20 protein-coding genes and 1 pseudogene are annotated in these 20516 nt (G+C 68.4%); 10 read left to right on the forward strand and 11 right to left on the reverse strand.

What is annotated here, in order from left to right; all coding sequences use genetic code 11:
• Positions 1–6: 6 nt before the first annotated feature.
• The gene (locus KF941_RS00775) at positions 7–363 is read right to left on the reverse strand and encodes a DUF1428 domain-containing protein (protein ID WP_036759023.1); all 357 of its coding nucleotides are present in this window, start codon (positions 361–363) and stop codon (positions 7–9) included.
• A gap of 88 nt (positions 364–451) precedes the next feature.
• Between KF941_RS00775 and KF941_RS00780 the strand changes: the two genes are divergently transcribed.
• Positions 452–1165 (forward strand): winged helix-turn-helix transcriptional regulator, encoded by a 714-nt coding sequence (locus KF941_RS00780; protein ID WP_214272316.1) that lies wholly within the window; start codon positions 452–454, stop codon positions 1163–1165.
• Here KF941_RS00780 and KF941_RS00785 read toward each other — a convergent pair.
• Positions 1099–1581, reverse strand: a complete 483-nt coding sequence (locus KF941_RS00785) for a peroxiredoxin (RefSeq protein ID WP_072461665.1) — start codon at positions 1579–1581, stop codon at positions 1099–1101. The two genes, KF941_RS00780 and KF941_RS00785, sit on opposite strands and share 67 nt — an antisense overlap.
• A 79-nt stretch (positions 1582–1660) precedes the next feature.
• Between KF941_RS00785 and KF941_RS00790 the strand changes: the two genes are divergently transcribed.
• Together KF941_RS00790 and rsmD are read left to right on the forward strand one after the other, a co-directional pair.
• Positions 1661–2857 (forward strand): FAD-dependent oxidoreductase, encoded by a 1197-nt coding sequence (locus KF941_RS00790; RefSeq protein WP_214272317.1) that lies wholly within the window; start codon positions 1661–1663, stop codon positions 2855–2857.
• Positions 2854–3450 carry a 16S rRNA (guanine(966)-N(2))-methyltransferase RsmD gene (gene rsmD / locus KF941_RS00795; RefSeq protein WP_214272318.1) on the forward strand — a complete coding sequence of 199 codons (597 nt, stop codon included), beginning with the start codon at positions 2854–2856 and terminating at the stop codon, positions 3448–3450. Before KF941_RS00790 ends, rsmD begins: the two co-directional genes overlap by 4 nt.
• Here rsmD and KF941_RS00800 read toward each other — a convergent pair.
• Positions 3417–3848: an Lrp/AsnC family transcriptional regulator gene (locus tag KF941_RS00800; protein WP_024843560.1), complete on the reverse strand. Its 432-nt coding sequence runs from the start codon at positions 3846–3848 to the stop codon at positions 3417–3419. The genes rsmD and KF941_RS00800 overlap by 34 nt on opposite strands.
• Positions 3849–3988: 140 nt before the next feature.
• Between KF941_RS00800 and KF941_RS00805 the strand changes: the two genes are divergently transcribed.
• Both KF941_RS00805 and KF941_RS00810 read left to right on the forward strand, forming a co-directional pair.
• A complete protein-coding gene (locus KF941_RS00805; protein ID WP_214272319.1) occupies positions 3989–5146 on the forward strand; it encodes a type III PLP-dependent enzyme in 1158 nt (385 codons plus the stop codon).
• 80 nt (positions 5147–5226) lie between these two features.
• On the forward strand, positions 5227–6312 hold the full coding sequence (locus tag KF941_RS00810) for a DUF2235 domain-containing protein (protein ID WP_240540181.1): 1086 nt from the start codon (positions 5227–5229) through the stop codon (positions 6310–6312).
• A gap of 24 nt (positions 6313–6336) precedes the next feature.
• Here the strand turns inward: KF941_RS00810 and metF are convergent, their stop codons facing one another.
• Positions 6337–7200, reverse strand: a complete 864-nt coding sequence (gene metF / locus KF941_RS00815; protein WP_072461662.1) for a methylenetetrahydrofolate reductase [NAD(P)H] — start codon at positions 7198–7200, stop codon at positions 6337–6339.
• 90 nt (positions 7201–7290) lie between these two features.
• Between metF and KF941_RS00820 the strand changes: the two genes are divergently transcribed.
• From KF941_RS00820 to KF941_RS00840, 5 genes are all read left to right on the forward strand, one after another.
• Positions 7291–8208: a LysR family transcriptional regulator gene (locus tag KF941_RS00820; RefSeq protein ID WP_114535815.1), complete on the forward strand. Its 918-nt coding sequence runs from the start codon at positions 7291–7293 to the stop codon at positions 8206–8208.
• A 411-nt stretch (positions 8209–8619) separates the two neighbouring features.
• On the forward strand, positions 8620–9714 hold the full coding sequence (locus KF941_RS00825) for an ABC transporter permease (protein WP_072461660.1): 1095 nt from the start codon (positions 8620–8622) through the stop codon (positions 9712–9714).
• The gene (locus KF941_RS00830) at positions 9711–10487 is read left to right on the forward strand and encodes an ABC transporter ATP-binding protein (RefSeq protein WP_036759037.1); all 777 of its coding nucleotides are present in this window, start codon (positions 9711–9713) and stop codon (positions 10485–10487) included. Before KF941_RS00825 ends, KF941_RS00830 begins: the two co-directional genes overlap by 4 nt.
• A gap of 4 nt (positions 10488–10491) precedes the next feature.
• A complete protein-coding gene (locus KF941_RS00835) occupies positions 10492–11793 on the forward strand; it encodes an MlaD family protein (protein WP_036759039.1) in 1302 nt (433 codons plus the stop codon).
• 10 nt (positions 11794–11803) lie between these two features.
• Positions 11804–12430 (forward strand): ABC-type transport auxiliary lipoprotein family protein, encoded by a 627-nt coding sequence (locus KF941_RS00840; protein ID WP_036759042.1) that lies wholly within the window; start codon positions 11804–11806, stop codon positions 12428–12430.
• Here KF941_RS00840 and KF941_RS00845 read toward each other — a convergent pair whose 3' ends face one another.
• The 7 genes and pseudogenes from KF941_RS00845 to petB form a co-directional block, all read right to left on the reverse strand.
• Positions 12431–12862: a DUF4440 domain-containing protein gene (locus tag KF941_RS00845; protein ID WP_214272320.1), complete on the reverse strand. Its 432-nt coding sequence runs from the start codon at positions 12860–12862 to the stop codon at positions 12431–12433.
• A 12-nt stretch (positions 12863–12874) separates the two neighbouring features.
• A complete protein-coding gene (uvrC, locus tag KF941_RS00850) occupies positions 12875–14746 on the reverse strand; it encodes an excinuclease ABC subunit UvrC (RefSeq protein ID WP_214272321.1) in 1872 nt (623 codons plus the stop codon).
• A 301-nt stretch (positions 14747–15047) separates the two neighbouring features.
• Positions 15048–15818 (reverse strand): SDR family oxidoreductase, encoded by a 771-nt coding sequence (locus KF941_RS00855; RefSeq protein ID WP_072461657.1) that lies wholly within the window; start codon positions 15816–15818, stop codon positions 15048–15050.
• Between the two features lie 103 nt (positions 15819–15921).
• Positions 15922–16725: a S49 family peptidase gene (locus KF941_RS00860; protein WP_072461656.1), complete on the reverse strand. Its 804-nt coding sequence runs from the start codon at positions 16723–16725 to the stop codon at positions 15922–15924.
• A 40-nt stretch (positions 16726–16765) separates the two neighbouring features.
• On the reverse strand, positions 16766–17635 hold the full coding sequence (locus KF941_RS00865; protein ID WP_214272322.1) for a ribokinase: 870 nt from the start codon (positions 17633–17635) through the stop codon (positions 16766–16768).
• 138 nt (positions 17636–17773) lie between these two features.
• Positions 17774–18487, reverse strand: a pseudogene (locus KF941_RS28480) (cytochrome c1); the annotation flags it as partial.
• A 705-nt stretch (positions 18488–19192) separates the two neighbouring features.
• Positions 19193–20515, reverse strand: a complete 1323-nt coding sequence (gene petB / locus KF941_RS00875) for a cytochrome b (RefSeq protein WP_114535821.1) — start codon at positions 20513–20515, stop codon at positions 19193–19195.
• Position 20516: the final 1 nt, after the last annotated feature.

Genomic DNA, 20516 nt, shown 5'->3' on the forward strand with positions numbered 1-20516 from the left:
CCTCCGTCAGGCTTTCACGTCCACGATGGGCTCGAACCCGCCCCACATCATGCGCATGCCGTCGAAGGGCATCTCGGGCGGCGCCTGCATCTCGGGGTCGGAGGTCATCTTTTCCTGCGCCGCGTCCGAGGTCGCCTTGTCGGGCCATTCGATCCACGAGAACACGACGGTCTCGTCGTCCTTGGCCTGGGTGGACATGTAGAAGTCGTTCACCTTGCCGCGGGGCACGTCCACGCCCCAGGCCTCGACCATGCGCAGCGCGCCATAGCGCTTGAACATGGGCCAGGCCGCATTGGCCATGTCGATGTATTTCTGCTTGTTCGCGGTCGGAACCGCCAGCAGGAAACCGGAGTAGTAGGTCATCTCTCTTCCTCCTCATCGGGCGCGAGATGCGCCAATGAGTCGCAGGCTGGCAGTTGCAGTATGAAAAAGCAACTGCTAATATCCAAACATGACTGATACCGGCAAGATCTCGCGACTGCGCTATGAAGAAGGGTGCCTTGGCGCCCATGCGCTGAATTTCATCGGCGACCGCTGGGCGCTTCTGGTGGTGCGCGAATTGATGTTTGCGCCCAAGCGCTTCCAGATGATCCGCGCCGGGCTGCCGGGCGTCACGGCCAGCGTGCTGACCCAGCGCCTGACCCAGCTGGTGCAGGCGGGGGTGGTGGCGCATGACGACGTGCTGGGGCTTTATGCGCTGACCGATGCCGGCCGGGCGCTGCATCCGGTGCTGCGCGAGCTGTGCCGCTGGGCGCTGCTGATGCCGGGGCACGATCCGCGGAAATTCATCAGCATTTCCGCGCTGATGATCTCGATCTCGGCCACGGTGGACCAGACGGCCGCCGCCGGATTACCGCTGCGCGCGGGCTTCGTCTCGAGCAAGGAGGGGTTCGAGGTCACGCTTTCCGCGCAAGGTGCGCCGCAGGTGCGGGCGGTGCGCGCGCCCGAGGCGGATTTCGTGCTGGAGGGTTCGGGCAATGCGCTGGCGGCGGCGGTCTATGGGCCGGGGCCGGCGGTGCTGGCCTCGGCCGGGCTGGTGGCGCTGCGCGGCGACCGCAGCGCCGCGCAGCAGTTCACGGCGCTGTTCCGCCTGGAGCCTCAGACCAGGTCCAGCAGCGATTCGCCCGACGAGACCGAGCAGGCGCTGGGCGCCTCTTCGACCTGAAGCTCTTCGATGGTGCCGTCGTTGACCAGCATGGCATAGCGTTTCGAGCGGCCGTTGATCCAGCCCGCGCCCTGGATGTTCAGCCCCAGCGCCTTGGTGAAGCTGCCGTCGGCATCGGCCAGCACCTCGATTCCGGCATCGGCGGCGCCGGTATCCGCGGCCCATTTCCCGGCGACGAAGGGGTCGTTCACCGTGATGCAGACCAGGCGCGAGACGCCCTTGTCGCGGAAATTGCCGGCATTCTTCACGAAGCTGGGCATATGGGCGTTGGTGCAGGTCGGCGTATAGGCGCCGGGCACGGCAAAGATCGCCACCAGGCCCTGGGCCAGGTCGGCGGCGGCCACTTCCTCGGGGCCGTTGGCGCCCAGTTTCAGCAGCTTGCCTTCGGGCAGCTTGTCGCCTTTTGCGATGGACATGCGCGGTTCCTCCGTCAATTGCATCGTTCCGGGCGCGACTATAGGCTCTGCGCCGCGGGCAAACCAGCGAGGGCGAAGAATGAACATCGTGATCCTTGGCGCGGGGCAGGCGGCGGCCTCTCTGGCGGCGAAGCTGCGCGGGCTGGGGCATCGGGGCGGCATCGTGGTCATCGGCGACGAGCCCGCGCCGCCCTATCAGCGCCCGCCGCTGTCCAAGGCCTACCTTTTGGGCGAGATGGGGCTGGACCGGCTGACGCTGCGCGCACCGGACTGGTGGCAGGAACAGGGCATTGCCCTGCACCTGGGCGAGCGCGCCACGCGCATCGACCGCGACCGCCGCATGGTGGCGACGGGGCGCGGCGAATATCCCTATGACCAGCTTGCCCTGACGCTGGGCGCGACCCCGCGCCGCCTGCCGGCCGCGATGGGCGGCGAATTGCCGGGGGTGCATGTGGTCAGGAACCTGGCCGACATCGCGGGCGTCCAGCCGGCGCTGGTCGCCGGGCGTCGTCTGGTGGTGATCGGCGGCGGCTATATCGGGCTGGAGGCCGCGGCCGTGGCCCGCAAGCTGGGGCTGGCGGTCACGCTGGTCGAGGCCGCGCCGCGCATCCTGGGCCGCGTCGCCGCGCCCGAGACCGCGGAGATGATCCGCGCCCTGCATCGCGCCCATGGCGTCGAGATCGTCGAGGGCACCGGCATCGCCCGCATCACCGGCTCGGATGCCGCGGATGGGGTCGAGCTGACGGACGGCCGCCGCCTGCCGGCCGACCTGGTGATCTGCGGCATCGGCATCGCGCCGGAAACCGCGCTGGCCGAGGCCGCCGGGCTGGCCATCGACAACGGCATCGCCACCGATGCGCTTGGCCGCACCTCGGACCCGGCGATCTGGGCGGCGGGGGATTGCGCCAGTTTCCCTACTTCGGACGGCCGGCTGCGGCTGGAAAGCGTCGGCAATGCCATCGACATGGCCGAGGCGGTGGCGGCGAACATGCTGGGCGCCGATGCCCCCTATGTGCCCAAGCCCTGGTTCTGGTCGGACCAGTTCGACGCGAAACTGCAGATCGCCGGGCTGAACCTGGGTTACGACCGGGTGGTGACGCGGCCGGCGGCGAATGGCGGCTCGGTCTGGTATTTCAGGGGCGGGCGGCTGATCGCGGTGGATGCGCTGAACGATGCCCGCGCCTATATGATCGGCAAGCGGCTGATCGAGGCCGGCCGCTCGCCCGAGCCCGAGGCGGTGGCCGAGGCGGCCGAGCTGAAGGCGCTGATGGCATGAGAATTGTCGGCGGCACCCTGCGCGGGCTGAAACTGGCCGAGGTTGGCGCTGGCGATCCGGCGGCGCATCTGCGCCCGACCACCGACCGGGTGCGCGAATCGATCTTCAACCTGCTCATCAACGGCACGCATGGCAATCCGATCCCCGGCGCGCGGGTGCTGGACCTGTTCGCCGGCACCGGCGCGCTGGGGATCGAGGCGCTGTCCCGCGGCGCCGCCCGCGTTGCCTTCGTCGATGACGGCGTGGCGGCGCGGGCGCTTTTGCGCGCCAATATCGACAAGGCCCGCGCCATGGGCGTGACCGATGTCTGGCGCCGCGACGCGACCCGGCTGGGCGAGAACCGCGGCGCGCCCTATGGGCTGGTCTTCCTGGACCCGCCCTATGGTCAGGGGCTGGGCGAGCGGGCGCTGGAATCGGCGCTGGCCGGCGGCTGGATCGCACCGGGCGGCGTGGTGGTCTGGGAGGAATCGGCCCCGCCCGGCCCGGTCGCGGGGTTGGAGCAGATCGACCAGCGCAAATATGGCGACACGATTGTCACATTGTTGCGCAGGGGACACGATCAGGCGGCGCGATCCAGCTTGGTGGACAGGTGAATCAGGCTCTCGCTGGAGCGGACGCCGGTCAAACCGCCGATCTGGTCCAGCACATCGTCAAGCTGGCTGGTCGATATGGCGGCCAGTTGCAGCAAAAGATCGACGCGGCCGCTGGTGGTATGGATGCGCTCGACCTCGGGCAGGCTGCGCAGCCGGGCCAGGATCGCCGCTTGGGCGCGCGGCTCGATGGTCAGCAGGCAGGTGGCGCGGATGCGATGCTCGCGCGCGGAATCGCCCAGCCGCAGCGTATAACCCGCGATGGCGCCCGATGTTTCCAGCCGCTCCAGCCGCGCCTGCACGGTTGAGCGCGCCACCTTGAGCCGCCGCGCCAGAACCGCTACGGACATGCGTGCATCCTGCGCCAGATGGGCCAGAATCCCGCGATCAAGTTCGTCCACCCGCCCACCTGTCGATCTGCCGAAGCTTTCGGCATATTAACGAAGCCGCGGCCCATTTCCACCCTTTTCATTGCAGCAATCGGAACCCATAGGGCGCAGACTTGTTTCCACCCCCACACGCGCACAGGAAGGACATGCCGATGGGACTGACCGAGGGCCGCGGCCCCAAGACCGTCTGGAACAATCCCGCCGAGATCATCCGCAGGCTGGCGCCGGAAAATCCGGTCATGGTCTTTGCCCCCTCGGTCCTGCGCGCCACCGCCCAGCGGTTCCTGCAGGGCTTTCCCGGCCTCGTCACCTATGCGGTCAAGTCGAACCCGGACGAGGCGGTGATCCGCACGCTTTCCGCCGCCGGGATCAAGGGCTTCGACGTGGCCTCGCCCTATGAGATCGACCTGATCGGCCGGCTTGCCCCCGATGCGGCGCGCCATTACCACAACCCTGTGCGCTCGCAGGCCGAGATCGCCCATGCCGTCGAGGCCGGGATCAAGTCCTGGTCGGTGGACAGCCGGTCGGAACTGGACAAGCTTTTCGCCCGCGTGGCCCCCGAGGGCTGCGAGATCTCGCCCCGTTTCAAGCTGCCGGTGCTGGGCGCGGCCTATGACTTCGGCTCGAAATTCGGCGCTTCGCCGGAACTGGCGGCGGAGTTGCTGCGCGCGGTGGCGGATCGCGGCTATATCCCCTCGCTGACCTTCCATCCGGGGACGCAATGCGTCGATCCGCATGCCTGGGAAAGCTATATCACCACCGCGGCCGAGATCTGCGCCATGGCCGGCGTCCGGGCGCGGCGGCTGAACGTGGGCGGCGGCTTCCCCTCGCATCGCGTGACCGGGGTCGAGCCGGACCTGACCGCGATCTTCGGCCTGATCCGGCGCGTGACCGACGAAGCCTTCGGCGCTGACGCGCCGCAGCTGGTCTGCGAGCCGGGGCGCGGGCTATGCGCCGATGCCTTCGCGCTGATCACCCGCGTCAAGGCGGTGCGCGACGGCCAGAACGTCTTCCTGAACGACGGCGTCTATGGCGGGCTGTTCGAACTGCCCATCGTCGGCAACCTCGACCGGCTGCAGGTGCTGACGCCCGAGGGCACCCCGCGCGAGGACGAGCCGATGCCGCGCGTCATCTTCGGCCCGACCTGCGATTCGGTGGACCGGCTGCCGGGCGAGCTGCCCCTGCCGGCCGATATCCAGGAGGGGGACTATATCGTCTTCCACGGCGCGGGCGCCTATTCGACCGTCACCAATACCCGCTTCAACGGGTTCGGGCTGATGGCACACCTGACCGTGAACGCGCTTGAATAGGGATTAATCGACGCTTTGCGTTTCCATGCTAGCGTCGGACCATGGAATCGTCCCGCCCGCCGATATGCCAGGTCGTCCTGATGGACGGCACCTTCGCCTCGCTGACCGAGGGGCGAAGGTCGTCCATCGCCCGCATCCATGCCTTGCTGTCGGGCGAATGCGGGGCGCTGCCGGCGCCGCTTGGGGTGCATTATGCGCCCGGCCAGCAATGGGATGCCTGGCGCACATTGCCGGAACTGGCCATGGGCTCGGCGCTGGAACGGCATATCTGCGACGCCTATGCCTGGCTTGCCCGCGAATGGCGGCCGGGCAATCCGCTGTTCTTCTTTGGCTATTCCCGCGGGGCCTTTGCCGCGCGCTCGCTTGCCGGCATGATCGGGCGGGTCGGGCTGCTGACCCATGCCCATGCCTCGCGCCGCAACGTGCAGCAGGCCTGGCAGCTTTACCGCCAGGGCCGCGACCGGCTGGTCGGCCGGCTGGACCCCGCGCTTTGCCACCCGGTCGTGCCGATCCGCATGATCGGGGTTTTCGACACGGTGATGGCGCTGGGGATCCGGCTGCCGCTGCTGTGGATGCTGACCGAGCCGCGCTTTCGCTTTCACGACGCGCATCTGGGCGCCGAGGTCGAGCATGGCGTGCAGGCGCTGGCCCTGGACGAGACGCGGGCCGCCTTCCAGCCGCTGATCTGGGACAGCGCCTCGGCCCCCGGCCGGATCGAGCAGATGTGGTTCCGCGGCTGCCACCCGGATGTGGGCGGCCAGCTGTCCGGGCTGGAATATGCCCGGCCGCTGGCCAATATCCCGCTGGTCTGGATGATGTCTCGGGCCGAGGCCTTTGGCCTGCCGCTGCCCCAGGGCTGGCGCGGGCATTTCGACTGCGACGCGACCGCGCCCTCGGTCGGGTCGTGGCGCAACTGGGGCAAGGCCTTCCTGGCGCGTGCGCCGCGCCTGGCCGGGGCGGACCCGTCCGAGATGCTGCACCCTTCCGTGCCGCACCCCTATACCGGCCCGGCGCTGCTGGCCGGGGCGTTGGCCGATGCCGCGCCGCCGCGTCCGCATCGCCGGCTGGTCAGGGCAAGGCCGCGGCTTCCCGAAGCGCCGGCCCGGCCGGCGACTGTGCCGCAGCCGGAAATCGCCACGCCTGCGGGACAGGGGCCGGATGGCTGATGCCGCGGGGGCGCCGCTGCCGGTTCAGGCCACGCGCGAAAATTCGCCCTTGGGCTCGATTCCCAGCGCGGCGCAGACCTTCAGCACCAGCTCGGGCTTGTTCAGCGTGTAGAAATGCAGCTTGTCCACGCCGCCTTCGACCAGCCGCTCGCACAGCTTGACGCAGACATCCAGCGCCAGCTGCGCCTCGCCCTCCTTGCCGGCGGCGGCGAAGGCGTCCTCGGCCCATTGCGGGACCGAGGTGCCGCAGCGTTCGGCAAAGCGGCGGGTGCCGGCCCAGCTTTGGATCGGCAGGATGCCGGGGATGATCGGCGCCTCGATCCCCGCCGCGCGGCAGGCGTCGCGAAAGCGGAAATAGGTCTCGGCGTCAAAGAAGAACTGCGTCATCGCCGATGTCGCGCCGGCATCGACCTTGCGCTTGAGCCAGGCCACGTCGGCGGCGGTGTCGGGGCTTTCGGGATGCGGCTCGGGATAGGCGCCGCAGCGGATGGTCATGTCGCCGCGCGCGGCGATGGCCTCGATCAGCTCGACCGAATTGGCGAAACCCTCGGGGTGGGGGGTAAAGCGGTCCTGCCCCTGCGGCGCGTCGCCGCGCAGCGCCACGATCTCATGCACGCCGGCGGCGGCGTAGTCCTGGACGATCTGCAGCGTCTCTTCGCGCGTGGCATCGACGCAGGTCAGGTGCGCGGCGACGTTCAGCCCGTAATGGCTGGCCAGCGCCGTCACCGCCTCATGCGTCAATTGCCGGGTGGTGCCGCCCGCGCCATAAGTGACCGAGACGAAATCCGGCCCCAGCGGCGCCAGCGCGCGCGCCGTCTCCCACAGCCGGAACGACTGGTCCAGGTTCCGGGGCGGGAAGAACTCGAAGCTGATCGCGGGTGTCGTCATGGTGCCATCCTTTTGTCGCAGGTCTTGTGACATGCCGCGCGACGTGAGACAAATTCATAATCCTCAAGATCGTCATGAGTTCCAGTCAAGATGCACCTTGAACTTCGCCACCTGCGCAGCCTGCGCGCCATTCATGAACAGGGCGGCCTTGCCCGCGCCGCCGAGGTGCTGAACCTGACGCAATCGGCGTTGTCGCACCAGATCAAGGCGCTGGAAGAGCAGGCGGGGGTCGAGCTGTTCCTGCGCAAGACCAAGCCCCTGCGGCTGTCGGCGGCGGGGATGCGGCTCTTGCGCACGGCCGAGCAGGTCTTGCCGCTGATCGACGCGGCCGAGGCCGAGTTCCGCGCCGTCGAACTGGGCCGCGCCGGCCGGCTGCATATGGCGATGGAATGCCACCATTGCTTCGACTGGCTGTTGCCGGTGCTGGACCAGTTCCGCCGCGCCTGGCCCGAGGTCGATCTGGACATCCGCTCCAGCCTGGCGCTGAAGGCGCTGCCCGCCTTGCAGCGGGGGCAGGTGGACATGGTGATCTCGTCCGATCCCGAGGAAATTTCGGGCATCACCTTCCAGCCGCTCTTCGACTATGCGCCGACGATGGTGGTTGCCGCCAGCCATCCGCTGGCCGCCAAGGGCTATGCCGAGCCGGCCGATTTGGCGGGCGAGACGCTGATCACCTATCCGATGGAGCGGGCGCGGCTGGACGTGTTTTCGCAATTCCTCGACCCGGCCGGGGTCGAGCCCGCCCAGGTCCGCCAGGTCGAGCAGACCGCCATCGCGCTGATGCTGATCGCCTCGGGGCGCGGGGTGGCGGTGATGCCCGACTGGGTGCTGCGCGCCCAGGCCGGCAATCCCGAACTGGCGCTGCTGCCGCTGGGTCGCCAGGGCATGCTGCGCCGGCTTTACGCCGCGCTGCGGACCGAGGATCTGCAACAGCCCTATATGGCGCATGTGCTGCGCCTGGCCCGGACCGAGCCGGTCAGGATGATGCGCGCCCTGGCGCAGGGCTAGGGGGTGGCCGTCCTCGGGATCATGGTCAAAATGACACTCGTTCAGCCGGATCCCGAGGAGCCTTCCCCGGCATGGCCCTGGCCGCAGGGGCCGCGGGCGATGCCGCAAGCGATTTTCCTGGCCGGCCACGCCCTATGGACCCCACGGCCCGCAGCGCGTTTCGCCCCGGCCCGCCCGGTGCGGCACCGCCGCCCGCGCGAAGAAAACGGAATGCGCCCAACTAAACCAGAGCGTGTGTTCTAGTCAATATGCACAATTTGGGAACCTTGGTTAAATTTTCCTTTTCCGGCGGCTGCGTCGCCTGGGCCGGGGCGGATCGGCCACAGCCCTGGGCCGGAACGGTCCTGCGGATTTGACAAACCCGCGCAATCGCTGGATGAATCCCACTCACCCTTTGCGAACGGGACCGTCATGGCCAGCCTTCCCGCAGATCCCAAGCTCAGCGCCGCGGTTTCGGACGGCGCCTTGCTGCTGGCGGGCGAGTTCACGGTCTGGACGCTGGGCCAGCTGCCGCCCGAGGCCGGCGCGGCGCATCGGCTGGAACTGTCGGGGCTGACGCGCATCGACACCGCCGCCGCCTGGTATCTGGTCGGGCGCGAACGCCAAGGCGCGCAGCTGGACGGGCTGACCGGGGCGCAGGCCCGGCTGCTCGACACCGTGCGCCAGGCGCTGCCGCAGCCCGATGCCGAAACCGCCGCCCCCGCCGGCTGGCGGCGGATGCTGGAACAGACCGGCCGCCGCATGGCCGCGGCGCTGCTGTTCCTGCGCGAGATCGCGGAATACCTGGGCCGCTTCCTGGCCGCCCTGGCGCGCGGCATCCGGCATCCGGGCGATTTCCGTTTCACCTCGCTGGTGTATCACTGCCAGGAGACGGGCTTGCGCGCCGTGCCCATCGTGGCGCTGATGTCCTTCCTGATCGGCATCGTGCTGGCCTTTCAGGGCGCGGTGCAATTGCGCCAGTTCGGGGCCGAGGTCTTTGTCATCGACCTGATCGCCATTTCCATCCTGCGCGAGCTGGGCATCCTGCTGACCGCGATCATCGTCGCCGGGCGCACCGCCTCGGCGCTGACCGCCTCGATCGGCTCGATGAAGATGAACGAGGAAATCGACGCCATGCGCACGCTGGGGCTGGACCCGGACATGGTGCTGATCCTGCCGCGCGTGCTGGCGTTGATCATCACCCTGCCGATCCTGGGGCTGATCGCCAATATCGCCGGGCTGGTCGGCGGCGCGCTGATGTCCTGGATCGAGCTGGGCATCTCGCCCTCGATGTTCCGCTATCGGCTGCTGGCGGATACCAGCGTGGACCATGTCATCGTCGGCCTGTCCAAGGCGCCGGTCTTTGCGCTGATCATCGGCGTCATCGGCTGCCATGCCGGGATGAAGGTGGGCAAGGACGCGGAATCGCTGGGCGCCGAGACCTCGCGCGCCGTGGTCAACGCCATCTTCGCGGTGATCGTCGCCGATGCGCTGTTCTCGATCTTCTTCTCCGAGGTGGGGCTGTGAGCGGGAATATCATCGAGGTTCGGGGCTTGCGCACCCAGTTCGGCCGCCATGTGGTGCATGACGGGCTGGACCTCGACCTGCGGCAGGGCGAGATCCTGGGCGTCGTCGGCGGCTCGGGCACCGGGAAATCGGTGCTGCTGCGCACCATCGTCGGGCTGAACCGCCCCACCGCCGGCACAGTGCGGGTCTTTGGCCAGGACGTGGGCGCGCTGGCCGGCCCCGCGCGCGAGGCGCTGGAGCGGCGCTGGGGCGTGATGTTCCAGGGTGGCGCGCTGTTTTCCTCGCTGACCGTGCGCGAGAATGTCGAGGTGCCGCTGCGCGCCGTGCCGGGGCTTGCGCCCGAGGCGCGGCGCGGACTGGCGGAACTCAAGGTCTCGATGGCCGGGCTGCCGTGGAGCGCCAATGACAAATACCCCTCGGACCTGTCGGGCGGGATGAGAAAGCGCGCAGGGCTGGCGCGCGCGCTGGCGCTGGACCCCGAGATCCTGTTCCTGGACGAGCCGACGGCGGGGCTGGACCCGATCGGCGCCGATGCCTTCGACCGGCTGATCGTCGAGCTGCGCGATGCGCTGGACCTGTCGGTGTTCCTGGTCACGCATGACCTCGATACGCTGCATGCCTGCTGCGACCGCATCGCGGTTCTGGCGGAAAACAAGGTGCTGGTCAGCGGCACCATGGCCGAAATGCTCCGGGTCGATCATCCCTGGGTGCATGAATATTTCCACGGGCCCCGCGCCCGCGCCGCCATGGCCACCGGCCGCGCAAAGGAGTAAGCCCATGGAGACCAAGGCCAATTATGTCCTGATCGGAGCCTTCACCATCGCCGGCTTCCTGGGGATGCTGCTGTTCCTGATGTGGTTTGCCAAGCTGCAACTGGACCGGCAATTCGCCTATTACGACATCTATTTCCCGGAAGTGTCGGGCCTGGGCATATCCTCGGAGGTGCTTTTCGCCGGGCTTTCCGTCGGCAAGGTGGTGGACATGCAGCTGTCGCAAAGCGTGAACGGCGCGGTCCGGGTCCGCATCGAGGTGGCCGAGGATACGCCGGTGCGCACCGATTCCCGCGCCGCTATCGAGATCCAGGGCGTCACCGGCGTCGCCAATGTTGCGATCACCTCGGGCCGGCCCGATTCGCCGCTGCTGCGCGACGTGGACCCGGATTCGATCCCGGTCATCGCCGCCAACCGCTCGGCGCTGCAAACGCTGTCGGACCAGGGCCCCGAGATGATTTCGCGGCTGAACACCGTGGCCGAGCAGCTGACCCAGCTTCTCGGCGACGAAAACCAAAGCCGGGTGCGCAACATCCTGGACAATGTGGAACGCTCCAGCGCCAACCTGGACAAGGCGCTGGCCGACGTGACCACGGCCACCGATTCCATCGCCTCGGCCGCATCCGACATCTCGGCCTTCGGCGAGCGGCTGGACGGGCTCAGCGCCGCGGCCGAGACGACGCTGGGCAATGCCGACACCGCGCTGGCCAAGTTCACCGAAAGCGCGGCCAAGGTCGACACGGCGCTGGATTCGGGCACCGCCACGCTGGACGAGGTGCGCGCCTATGTCGCGGGCGACCTCAAGGCGCTGACGCAGCGGCTGGACCAGACCGCCGCCACGCTGCAATCCGACCTGACCCGGCTGGCCGGGCGCGCGGACCAGAGCCTCGACAACCTGGATGCGGCGCTGGAGGTAGGAAGCCGCACGCTGGCTTCGGCCGAGCGGGCCTTCGACGGCGCCGACCGGGTCATCAACAGCAATGTGGAGCCGGTGGTGGCCGACCTGCGCGTGACGCTGGGCAAGGCGAACGAGGCCATCGACCGCGTGGTCGCCGACCTGCCCGAGATCACCGAGCGGCTGCGCAATGCCGCCGACAGCGCCGAGACCGCCTTTGCCAGCCTGCGCGGGATGCTGGACAGCGCCCGCGCCCCGGTGCAGGCTTTCACCCGCGAGGGGCTGCCGCAATTCACCCGCATGGCCGCCGATCTGCGCGGGCTGGTGGGCAATCTGAACGAGCTGGTCTCGGCGTTGCGGCGCAACCCCTCGCAAATCTTCTCGGGGCCGCGCGCGCCCGAGTTCCGCCGCTGAGAGGTCCGCCATGCGTCTTGCCGCCGCCTTGCTTGTCCTGACCCTGACCCTGCCGGGCTGCGCCGCCTTGCGCGCGCTGGAGGGCGAGCCCGACCGCGACGTGTTCGAGCTGCGCCCGCCCTCGGACGTGCCGCGGAGCTGCGGCCGCGGCCGGCTGGCCGAGCTGGTGATCGAGCCGCCCAAGGCGCGCGGCACGCTGGACACCGATCGCATCATGATCCGGCCGAACCAGTTGCAGACGCAATACCTGCCCGATGCGCGCTGGGGCGACACGGTGCCGGTGACGCTGCAAACCCTGCTGGTGCGCGGCTTTGCCGTCTATGATGCCTTCACCCATGTCGGCCGCGCGCCGCTGGGCGCGGCGGGCGATTACGCGCTGATCTCCGAGATCAACGACTTCAACGCCGAGGTCGCGGGGCAGGGGGCCGTCATCAAGCTGTCCGTCGATGCGCAGATGGTGCGCGAGATGGACGCCCGCGTCGTCTCGCGCGGGCATTTCACCGCCACGGCCCAGGCGGCGACGACGAAGACGGCCGACCTGATCCCGGCCTTCGATGCGGCCGGCCAGCAGCTTGTCGCGCAGATGACCGACTGGGGCCTCAACGCGGTGGGGGTGAACCCGGCGCGCTGCCGCTGATCAGAGGATGCCGTGCTGCTTCAGCAGCGCCTCTTCGTCGCCCGTCACCCAGCCGAATACCCTGGGCGTGCCGTCGAGGATCTGCACCAGGTAATGCACCTCGAAGTCGATGGTCACATCCGGCCCCTCGCCCCGGTCATAGACGGCCCGCCAGCCGACATGGGCCAGGCAATGCAGCGCGTCCATCGGCGAAAGCCGGATCTCGCGGATCGTCATCGCCTTGGTGCCGATGGCGCGGTAATGCGCATAGCCCTGGGCCATCGCCTGCCTTAGCTGGTCGTCGTTCCGGCCCGCCCTGACGCCCGCCGGAGAAGCGGCGATGAACTCGGGCGCGTAAAGCGCGGCGACCTCCTCCATATCCGCCTCGCCGGCCAGCGCCTGCGTGAACAGCCGTTCGTAGCGGGCGAAGAATGCGCGGATGCTGTCCTCCATGGCTTCCTCCTGTCAGCCCTTGTGGAAGTGATCGACGATCTTCTGCGCCATGGATTCGCTGATCCCCTCGACCGCGACCAGATCGGCCAGGCCGGCGCGGCTGACCGCCTTGGCGCTGCCGAAATGCTGCAGCAGCGCGCGCTTGCGGGCCGCGCCGATGCCGGGGATCTCGTCCAGCGGGTTCGCCATCACCGCCTTGGCCCGCTTGGCGCGATGCGTGCCGATGGCCCAGCGATGCGCCTCGTCCCGCAGGCGCTGGATGAAATACAAGACCGGGTCGTTCATCCGCAGCGCGAAGGGGCGCTGGCCATGACGGTGGAACTCTTCCTTGCCGTGGTCGCGGTCCTCGCCCTTGGCGACGCCGACCATCGGGATGTCCTCGACTCCCATCTCGGCCATGATCTCATGCACGGCCGAGACCTGCCCGGCGCCGCCGTCGATCAGCAGAAGATCGGGCCAGGTGTCGGTCTGGCGGTCGGGATCCTCTTTCAGCAGGCGCGAGAAGCGGCGGGTCAGCACCTCTTTCATCATGCCGAAATCGTCGCCCGGCGTGATCTCGGTGCCCTTGATGTTGAACTTGCGATACTGGCTCTTGATCCAGCCCTCGGGGCCGGCGACGACCATGCCGCCCACGGCATTGGTGCCCTGGATATGGCTGTTGTCATAGACCTCGATGCGCTGCGGCACCGCGGGCAGGTCCAGCGCCTCGGCCAGCCCCTCCAGCAGCCGCTGCTGCGCGGCGCTTTCGGACATGCGCCGCGCCAGGCTTTCGCGGGCGTTGCGCAGGGCGTTTTCCACCAGCTCGGCCTTTTCGCCGCGCCGGGGCACGCCCAGCACGACCTTGCGCCCGGCCTTTTCCGACAGCGCATCGGTCATCAGGTCGGGATCCTCGATGCCATGCGACAGCAGGATCAGCCGCGGCGGCACCTTGCCGTCGTAGAACTGCGCCAGGAACGCCTGCATCACCTCGTCGGCCGATTCCACGCCGTTCAGCTTGGGGTAGAAGTCGCGGTTGCCCCAACTCTGGTTGCCGCGGATGAAAAAGACCTGCACGCAGGCCTGCCCGCCCTCCATGTGCAGCCCGATCACGTCGGCCTCGGGGACGCCGCGCGGGTTGATCGCCTGCACCGATTGCACGGCGGTCAGCGCCTTGATGCGGTCGCGCAGCGCGGCGGCGCGTTCGTATTCCATCGCCTCGGCGGCTTCGGCCATCTCGCGCGCCAGGTCGGCCTGGATGCGCGTGGTCTTGCCCTGCAGGAACAGCTCGGCATCGGCGACCAGGGTGTTGTATTCCTCCAGCCCGATGCGGCCGACGCAGGGCGCGCTGCAGCGCTTGATCTGGTAAAGCAGGCAGGGCCGCGTCCGGCTGGAAAAAGTGGCGTCGGTGCAGGACCGCAGCAAAAACACCCGTTGCAGCTGGTTCAGCGTCCGGTTCACCGCCCCGGCGCTGGCGAAGGGGCCGTAGTAATCGCCCTTTTCCGCCTTGGCGCCGCGATGCTTCTTGATCTGGGCGAAGGGATGCGACTTGGCGACCAGGATGTTCGGAAAGCTCTTGTCGTCGCGCAAGAGCACGTTGTAGCGCGGCTTGAGCTGCTTGATGAGGTTCTGCTCCAAGAGCAGCGCCTCGGTCTCGGTGCGCGTGGTCAGGAACATCATCGAGCAGGTCTCGCGGATCATCCGCGCGATCCGTGCCGAATGCCCGGTGCCGCGCGCATAGTTCGAGACCCTGGCCCGGAGGTTCCGGGCCTTGCCGACGTAAAGCACCGCCCCCTGCTGGTCCAGCATGCGATAGACCCCCGGCGAGCCGTCGAGCGTCCGCAGATAGTCCTGGATCAGCGCATGGCCGGTCTTGGAGGGGCGCGTTTCTGGGGTGGAATCGGTCATCTTGTTAACAAAATGATTCTCGGGCTCGGCTGCAAGTTCGGGCAGGAAAGTTCAAGCTGAATCCTGTCCACGGAATCTGTGGATAACTCTGTGAGTGAGCTTGGGAGTATCACATGTTCAATTAGCGTTTCTTGGGGTTTCGTTACTTTGCACAAATTCTAGGCAGTATTGTAACCGTTTGATTTATGAGAATATTTTTTCTCTCCTCCGCAATCGACTGAATTTCTTAGCAGAATCGTGAAGATTGCGTGAACGCCTTCCGCAAAGTGGACAACTTGCCGCGGACAGGCGATTTTCCGCCTTATTCGACGCCCAGCACGTCCGGGGTGCGCCAGGCAAGGTGCTGGCCGCCGTCCACGCAGATCAGCTGTCCGGTGACCGAGGGCGCGTCCATCAGGTAGCCCAGGGCGGCGCAGACATCCTCGGGCCCGGCGCCGCGTTGCAGGATGGTCGCGGCGCGCTGGTTGGCGAAATGCCGGTCGGATTGGCGGGTGCCCTGCATGGTCGGGCCGGGGCCGATGGCATTGACGCGGATCTCGGGCGCCAGGGCCTGGGCCGAGGTCCGCGTCAGCCACCACAGCCCGGCCTTGGCCAGCGAATAGGTCATGAACTCGGGCGTGGGCTTCAGCACGCGCTGGTCGATCATGTTGACCACCAGCGCCCGCGCCACCGGCTCGGTCCCGCTGCGGTCGGCCCTGGGGGCCTGCCGCGCGAAGGCCTGCGTCAGCACGAAGGGCGCACGCAGGTTCGAGCCCATGTGCCGGTCCCAGCTGTCGCGCGTCGCCGTGGCGATGTTGTCGTATTCGAAGATCGAGGCATTGTTCACCAGCAGCGCCAGCGGCCCCAGCGCGGCATGGGCGCGGTCCACCAGCGCCTCGCTCTGGTCCAGGTCCAGCAGGTCCGCGCCGAAGACCTCGGCCCGCACGCCCAGGGCGCGGGCCTCGGCGGCGGTGGCCTCGGCCTCGGCGGCCGAGCTTTGGTAATGGATCGCCACGTCCAGCCCGCGCCGGGCCAGATACAGGGTGATGGCCCGCCCCAGCCGGCGGGCGCCTCCGGTCACCAGCGCGGTCATTTCCGCCCGATCCCCAGCAGCCGCGCGATCACGCGGCGCACCCCCGGACCGGCGGCCAGCGCCAGCGCGATGATGATGAGCAGGCACAGGATGACGGTCTTGATCATCCGCGCCCCGCCCCGAAGCGCGCGAAGGCGGCGCGTTCCTCGATCCCGTCGATCAGATCATCGGCGGAAAGGCCGAAGCGGCGCAGCAGCGGCACGCGCTGGCCATAGGTCAGGAAGCGCACCTCCTTGCCGTAAAGCTCGCGCATCTTGGGCACCAGGTGGGCGATGCCGTCCGCCAGCCCCAGTTCGACCGCCTCGCGGCCGGTCCAGATCTCGCCGGTGAACAGGTCGCTGTCCTGCGGCAGGCGGTTGCCGCGCCGGGCCAGCACCTGCTGCTTGAAGGCGTCGTGGATCGGGCCCAGCAGGCGGTTCAGCCGGGCGACATCTTCGGGCGTCTCGGGGCGGAAGGGGTCCAGCATCGACTTCGAGCGGCCGGCGGTATGCACGCGCCGCTCGATGCCGTGGCGCTGGATCAGCTCGGCAAAGCCGAAGCCCGAGGAGATCACCCCGATCGAGCCCAGCACCGAACTGTCGTCGGCCCAGATGTAATCCGCCGCCGTCGCCAGCCAGTAGCCGCCCGAGGCGGCCACGTCCTCGACGAAGGCATGCACCGGAATCTCGCGTTCCTCGGCAAGGCGGCGGATGCGGGCGCCGATCAGGCTGGACTGCACCGGCGAGCCGCCGGGCGAGTTCAGGGCCAGCGCCACGGCGGCGGGCTTGCGCCGCTTGAAGGCGCGCTCCAGCAGCGGCGCCAGGGCGGCGTCGGACAGGCCGGGGCCGCCGCGGCCGGCAACCCCTATGGCGCCTTGCAGGCGCAGGACGGCAACGGTGGCCGGGCGGTTCAGGAACGGTATTCTCATGGGTTTCCAGATAGGGGGCTGCGGGGCTGCGGGCAAGCGGTCAGCGCTGCGCTTTCAGAAAGGCAAGGACTTCGGCGCGGTCGGGCATGGCGTCGCCCGCGCCCTTGCGGGTGACTTGCAGCGCGGCGGCTGCGGCGGCGTGGCGCAGGGCATCGGGCGGGGTCTCGCCCCGCGCCAGCCCGGCGGCGAACCAGCCGGTAAAGCAATCCCCGGCGCCGGTCGTGTCCACCGCCTGCACCGCGAAGGCCGGCTGGTGCCAGGCCTGGCCGCTGCGCAGGTCGCGGAACTCGGCCCCTTCGGCGCCGCGGGTGATCAGCAGGCCCTCGACCGGCAGGTCTTCGCCAAGGGCGGCGAAGGTGTCGCGGGCCTCGATCTCGTTCACCGCCAGGATCGAGACATGCGGCAGCACCTCGCGCAGCGCGGCGATGCTGAACGGGGCGGCGGAATAGATCACCCGCGCCCCGGCCCGGCGGGCGTGCAGGGCGGCTTCGGCCTGCAAGTTGGTTTCGTTCTGCATCAGCAGGATGTCGTCCCGGCCCAGCCCGGCGGGGCGGGCCAGCTCGGCCGGCAGGGCCAGGTTGGCGCCGCCATGCAGCACGATCGAGTTCTCGCCCGCCGCATCGACCAGGATGATGGCATGGCCGGTGGCGAGGCCTGGCAGCCGCGCGATGGCCGAGGTCTGCACCCCCGCTGCGGCAAGCCGCCGCGGCACCCAGTCGTCGCCCGCGCCCATGGCGCCCAGGTGGATGACGTCGGCGCCGGCGCGGGCGGCGGCGACGGACTGGTTCGCCCCCTTGCCGCCCAGCCCCTGGGCATAGGATTGCGCGTGTAGCGTCTCGCCCGGACGGGGCAGGGCGGGCAGGCGATAGACATGGTCGATGTTGATCGAGCCGAGATTATAGATCGTCATGTCTCGCCCCTCGCCGGTGTCGCGCTGGCCCATCTGAACGGCGCGCGGGCGGCTTGTCCATATCGGCCGGGACGAAAGCGCGTCCGGGCCATGAAAAACGCGCCCCGAGGGGCGCGTTTCAGGATCAGGAGCGGGCGATCATTCCGGCTTGCGCGGATGCTTGATCGGCTGCCACAGCTTCTTGTTGGTCAGGTAGAGCAGGGCCGACAGCACGATCAGGAAGATCACCGAGACGAAGCCGACCTGCTTGCGGTCCATCATCTTCGGCTCGGCGGTCCACATCAGGAAGGCGGCCACGTCGCTGGCCATCTGATCGACCGTCGCCGGGGTTCCGTCCTCATAGGTGACCTGGTCGTCGCTGAGCGGCGGCGCCATCTGGATCCAGTTCCCCGAGAAGGCGGCGTTGTGGTAAAGCACCGTCCCCGCCTCTTCCTTTTCCTCGCCGTCATAGCCGGTCAGGACCGCGTGGATGTATTCCGGGCCGCCGATGCCGTTGAACAGCTGCGACAGGCCGGTGCCATAGGGGCCGTGGAAGCCGGCGCGCGCCTTGGCCATCAGCGACAGGTCCGGGCCCATGCCGTCGCCGGACACGGTCGGGAAATGGTCGGTGGGAACGCGCGGGCGATCCTCGCCGGTTTCGGCATCGGTGATGTCGAAATTCGCGGCATAGGCGCGGACCTGGTCCTCGGGCAGTTGCGGGCCGCCTTCGTCGGCCAGCGTCCGCAGCGGCACATAGCGCAGGCCGTGGCAGGCCGAGCAGACCTCGGTATAGACCTGCAAGCCGCGCTGCAGCTGGTGCTGGTCGAAGGTGCCGAAGGGCCCCTCGAAGCTGAACGAGATGTCCTCGATATGCGCGACGGCATGGCTGTCGGCGGCCTCCTCGGCGTGTTCGGCCGGGGCTTCCTCGACAGCTTCCTCCTCGACAACCTCCTCTTCGGCCGGGGCTTCCTCGGCGGCAGCCTCCTCGGCGGGGGCTTCCTCCGCGGCCGCTTCCGGTTCCTCGGCGGCGGGCTCTTCGGCAGGGGCTTCTTCCGCGGCCGCTTCCGGTTCCGGAGCAGCAGGCTCTTCGGCAGCGGGCTCGGCCTCGGCGGCTTCGCCTTCAGCCGGAGCTTCCTCGGCTGCCGGTTCCTCGGCAGGGGCCTCTTCGACCGCCTCGGCAGGCTCTTCCGCAGCCGGCTCCTCGGCGGCCTCGGCCGGGGCTTCCTCGGCGGTTGCCGCCGGTTCCTCGGCAGCAGGCTCGGCCTCGGCGGCCGGTTCCTCGGCTGCCGCCGGAGCTTCCTGCGCCGCCGGCTCCTCGGCGGCGGGTTCTTCCGCGGGTGCTTCCTCTGCGGCTTCTTCCGTGGCTTCGGTTTCGGCTTCAGGCGCGGCGGTTTCCGCCGCCGGTGCCGGCTCGGCCGCCGGGGCGGCCGTGTCGTTGGTCTGGTAGCTCGAGCCCGCGGGGGCCGTCGTGCCCGGCGCGGTGCTTGCGTCCTGCGCCACGGCGCCGCCTGCCAGGGCAACCGTCAGGGCCGCAACAGCCGTGAGCGATGCGTTTCTCAGGGTCATTGTTGCCTCTCCTTACTCGGCAGGATGGGTTTCGGGCCCGTAATGGGCGTTGAAGTCTTCCTCGATGGTCTGCGGCATGGGATCGGGCTTCTCGATGATGCCCAGCAGCGGCAGGATGATGAGGAAATAGGCGAACCAATAGGCCGCCCCGGCCAGCGCGATATAGGGATAGATCCCCTCGGCCGGCATGGCGCCCACCCAGGTCAGGACCACGAAATCCACCGCCAGCAGCCAGAACCACCACTTGAACAGCGGGCGATACTGGCCCGAGCGCACGCGCGAGGTGTCAAGCCAGGGCACCAGCGCCATGACCAGGATGGCGCCGAACATCGCGATCACGCCGAAGAACTTGGCGTCGATGATGCCGAAGGACAGCCATTCGACCAGCATCACCAGCCAGACGTCGGCGGTGAAGGCGCGCAGGATGGCGTAGAAGGGCAGGAAATACCATTCCGGCACGATATGCGCCGGCGTCACCAGCGGGTTCGCCTCGGTGTAGTTGTCGGGGTGGCCCAGGTAGTTCGGCATGAAGCCGACGATCGCGAAGAACACCACCAGGATCACGGCCAGCGCGAACAGATCCTTGATCACGAAATAGGGCCAGAAGGGCAGGGTGTCCTTCTTCGCCTCTTCCTTCGAGGTGCGGCGGACCTCGACGCCGGTCGGGTTGTTGTTGCCGGTGGTGTGGAAGGCCCAGATATGCACCACCACCAGCGCCGCGATGACGAAGGGCAGCAGGTAATGCAGCGAGAAGAAGCGGTTGAGCGTCGGGTTGTCCACCGCCGGGCCGCCCAGAAGCCAGGTCTGGATCGCTTCGCCGATGCCGGGGATCGCGCCGAAGAGGCCGGTGATCACCGTGGCGCCCCAGAAGGACATCTGGCCCCAGGGCAGCACGTAGCCCATGAAGGCGGTGCCCATCATCATCAGGTAGATCAGCATGCCGACGATCCAGGTCACTTCGCGCGGCGCCTTGTAGGAGCCGTAATAGAGACCGCGGAAGATGTGGATATAGACGGCGAGGAAGAACAGCGAGGCGCCGTTCGCATGCAGGTAGCGCAGCATGTAGCCGCCGTTCACGTCGCGCATGATATGCTCGACCGAGGCGAAGGCCAGGTCGACATGCGGCGTGTAATGCATCACCAGCACGATGCCTGTGGCGATTTGCAGCACCAGGCAGAAGGCCAGCACGATGCCCCAGATCCACCACCAGTTGAGGTTCTTGGGGGTGGGGATCATCAGCGTGTCGTATACCAGGCTGACGACGGGCAGGCGGCGATGCAGCCAGCGCTCGAAACCCGTCTTGGGCTCGTAATGGTCGTGGGGAATACCGGCCATG

This window comes from Paracoccus sp. pheM1 (genome assembly GCF_018499825.1).
Classification (GTDB): Bacteria; Pseudomonadota; Alphaproteobacteria; order Rhodobacterales; family Rhodobacteraceae; genus Paracoccus; species Paracoccus versutus.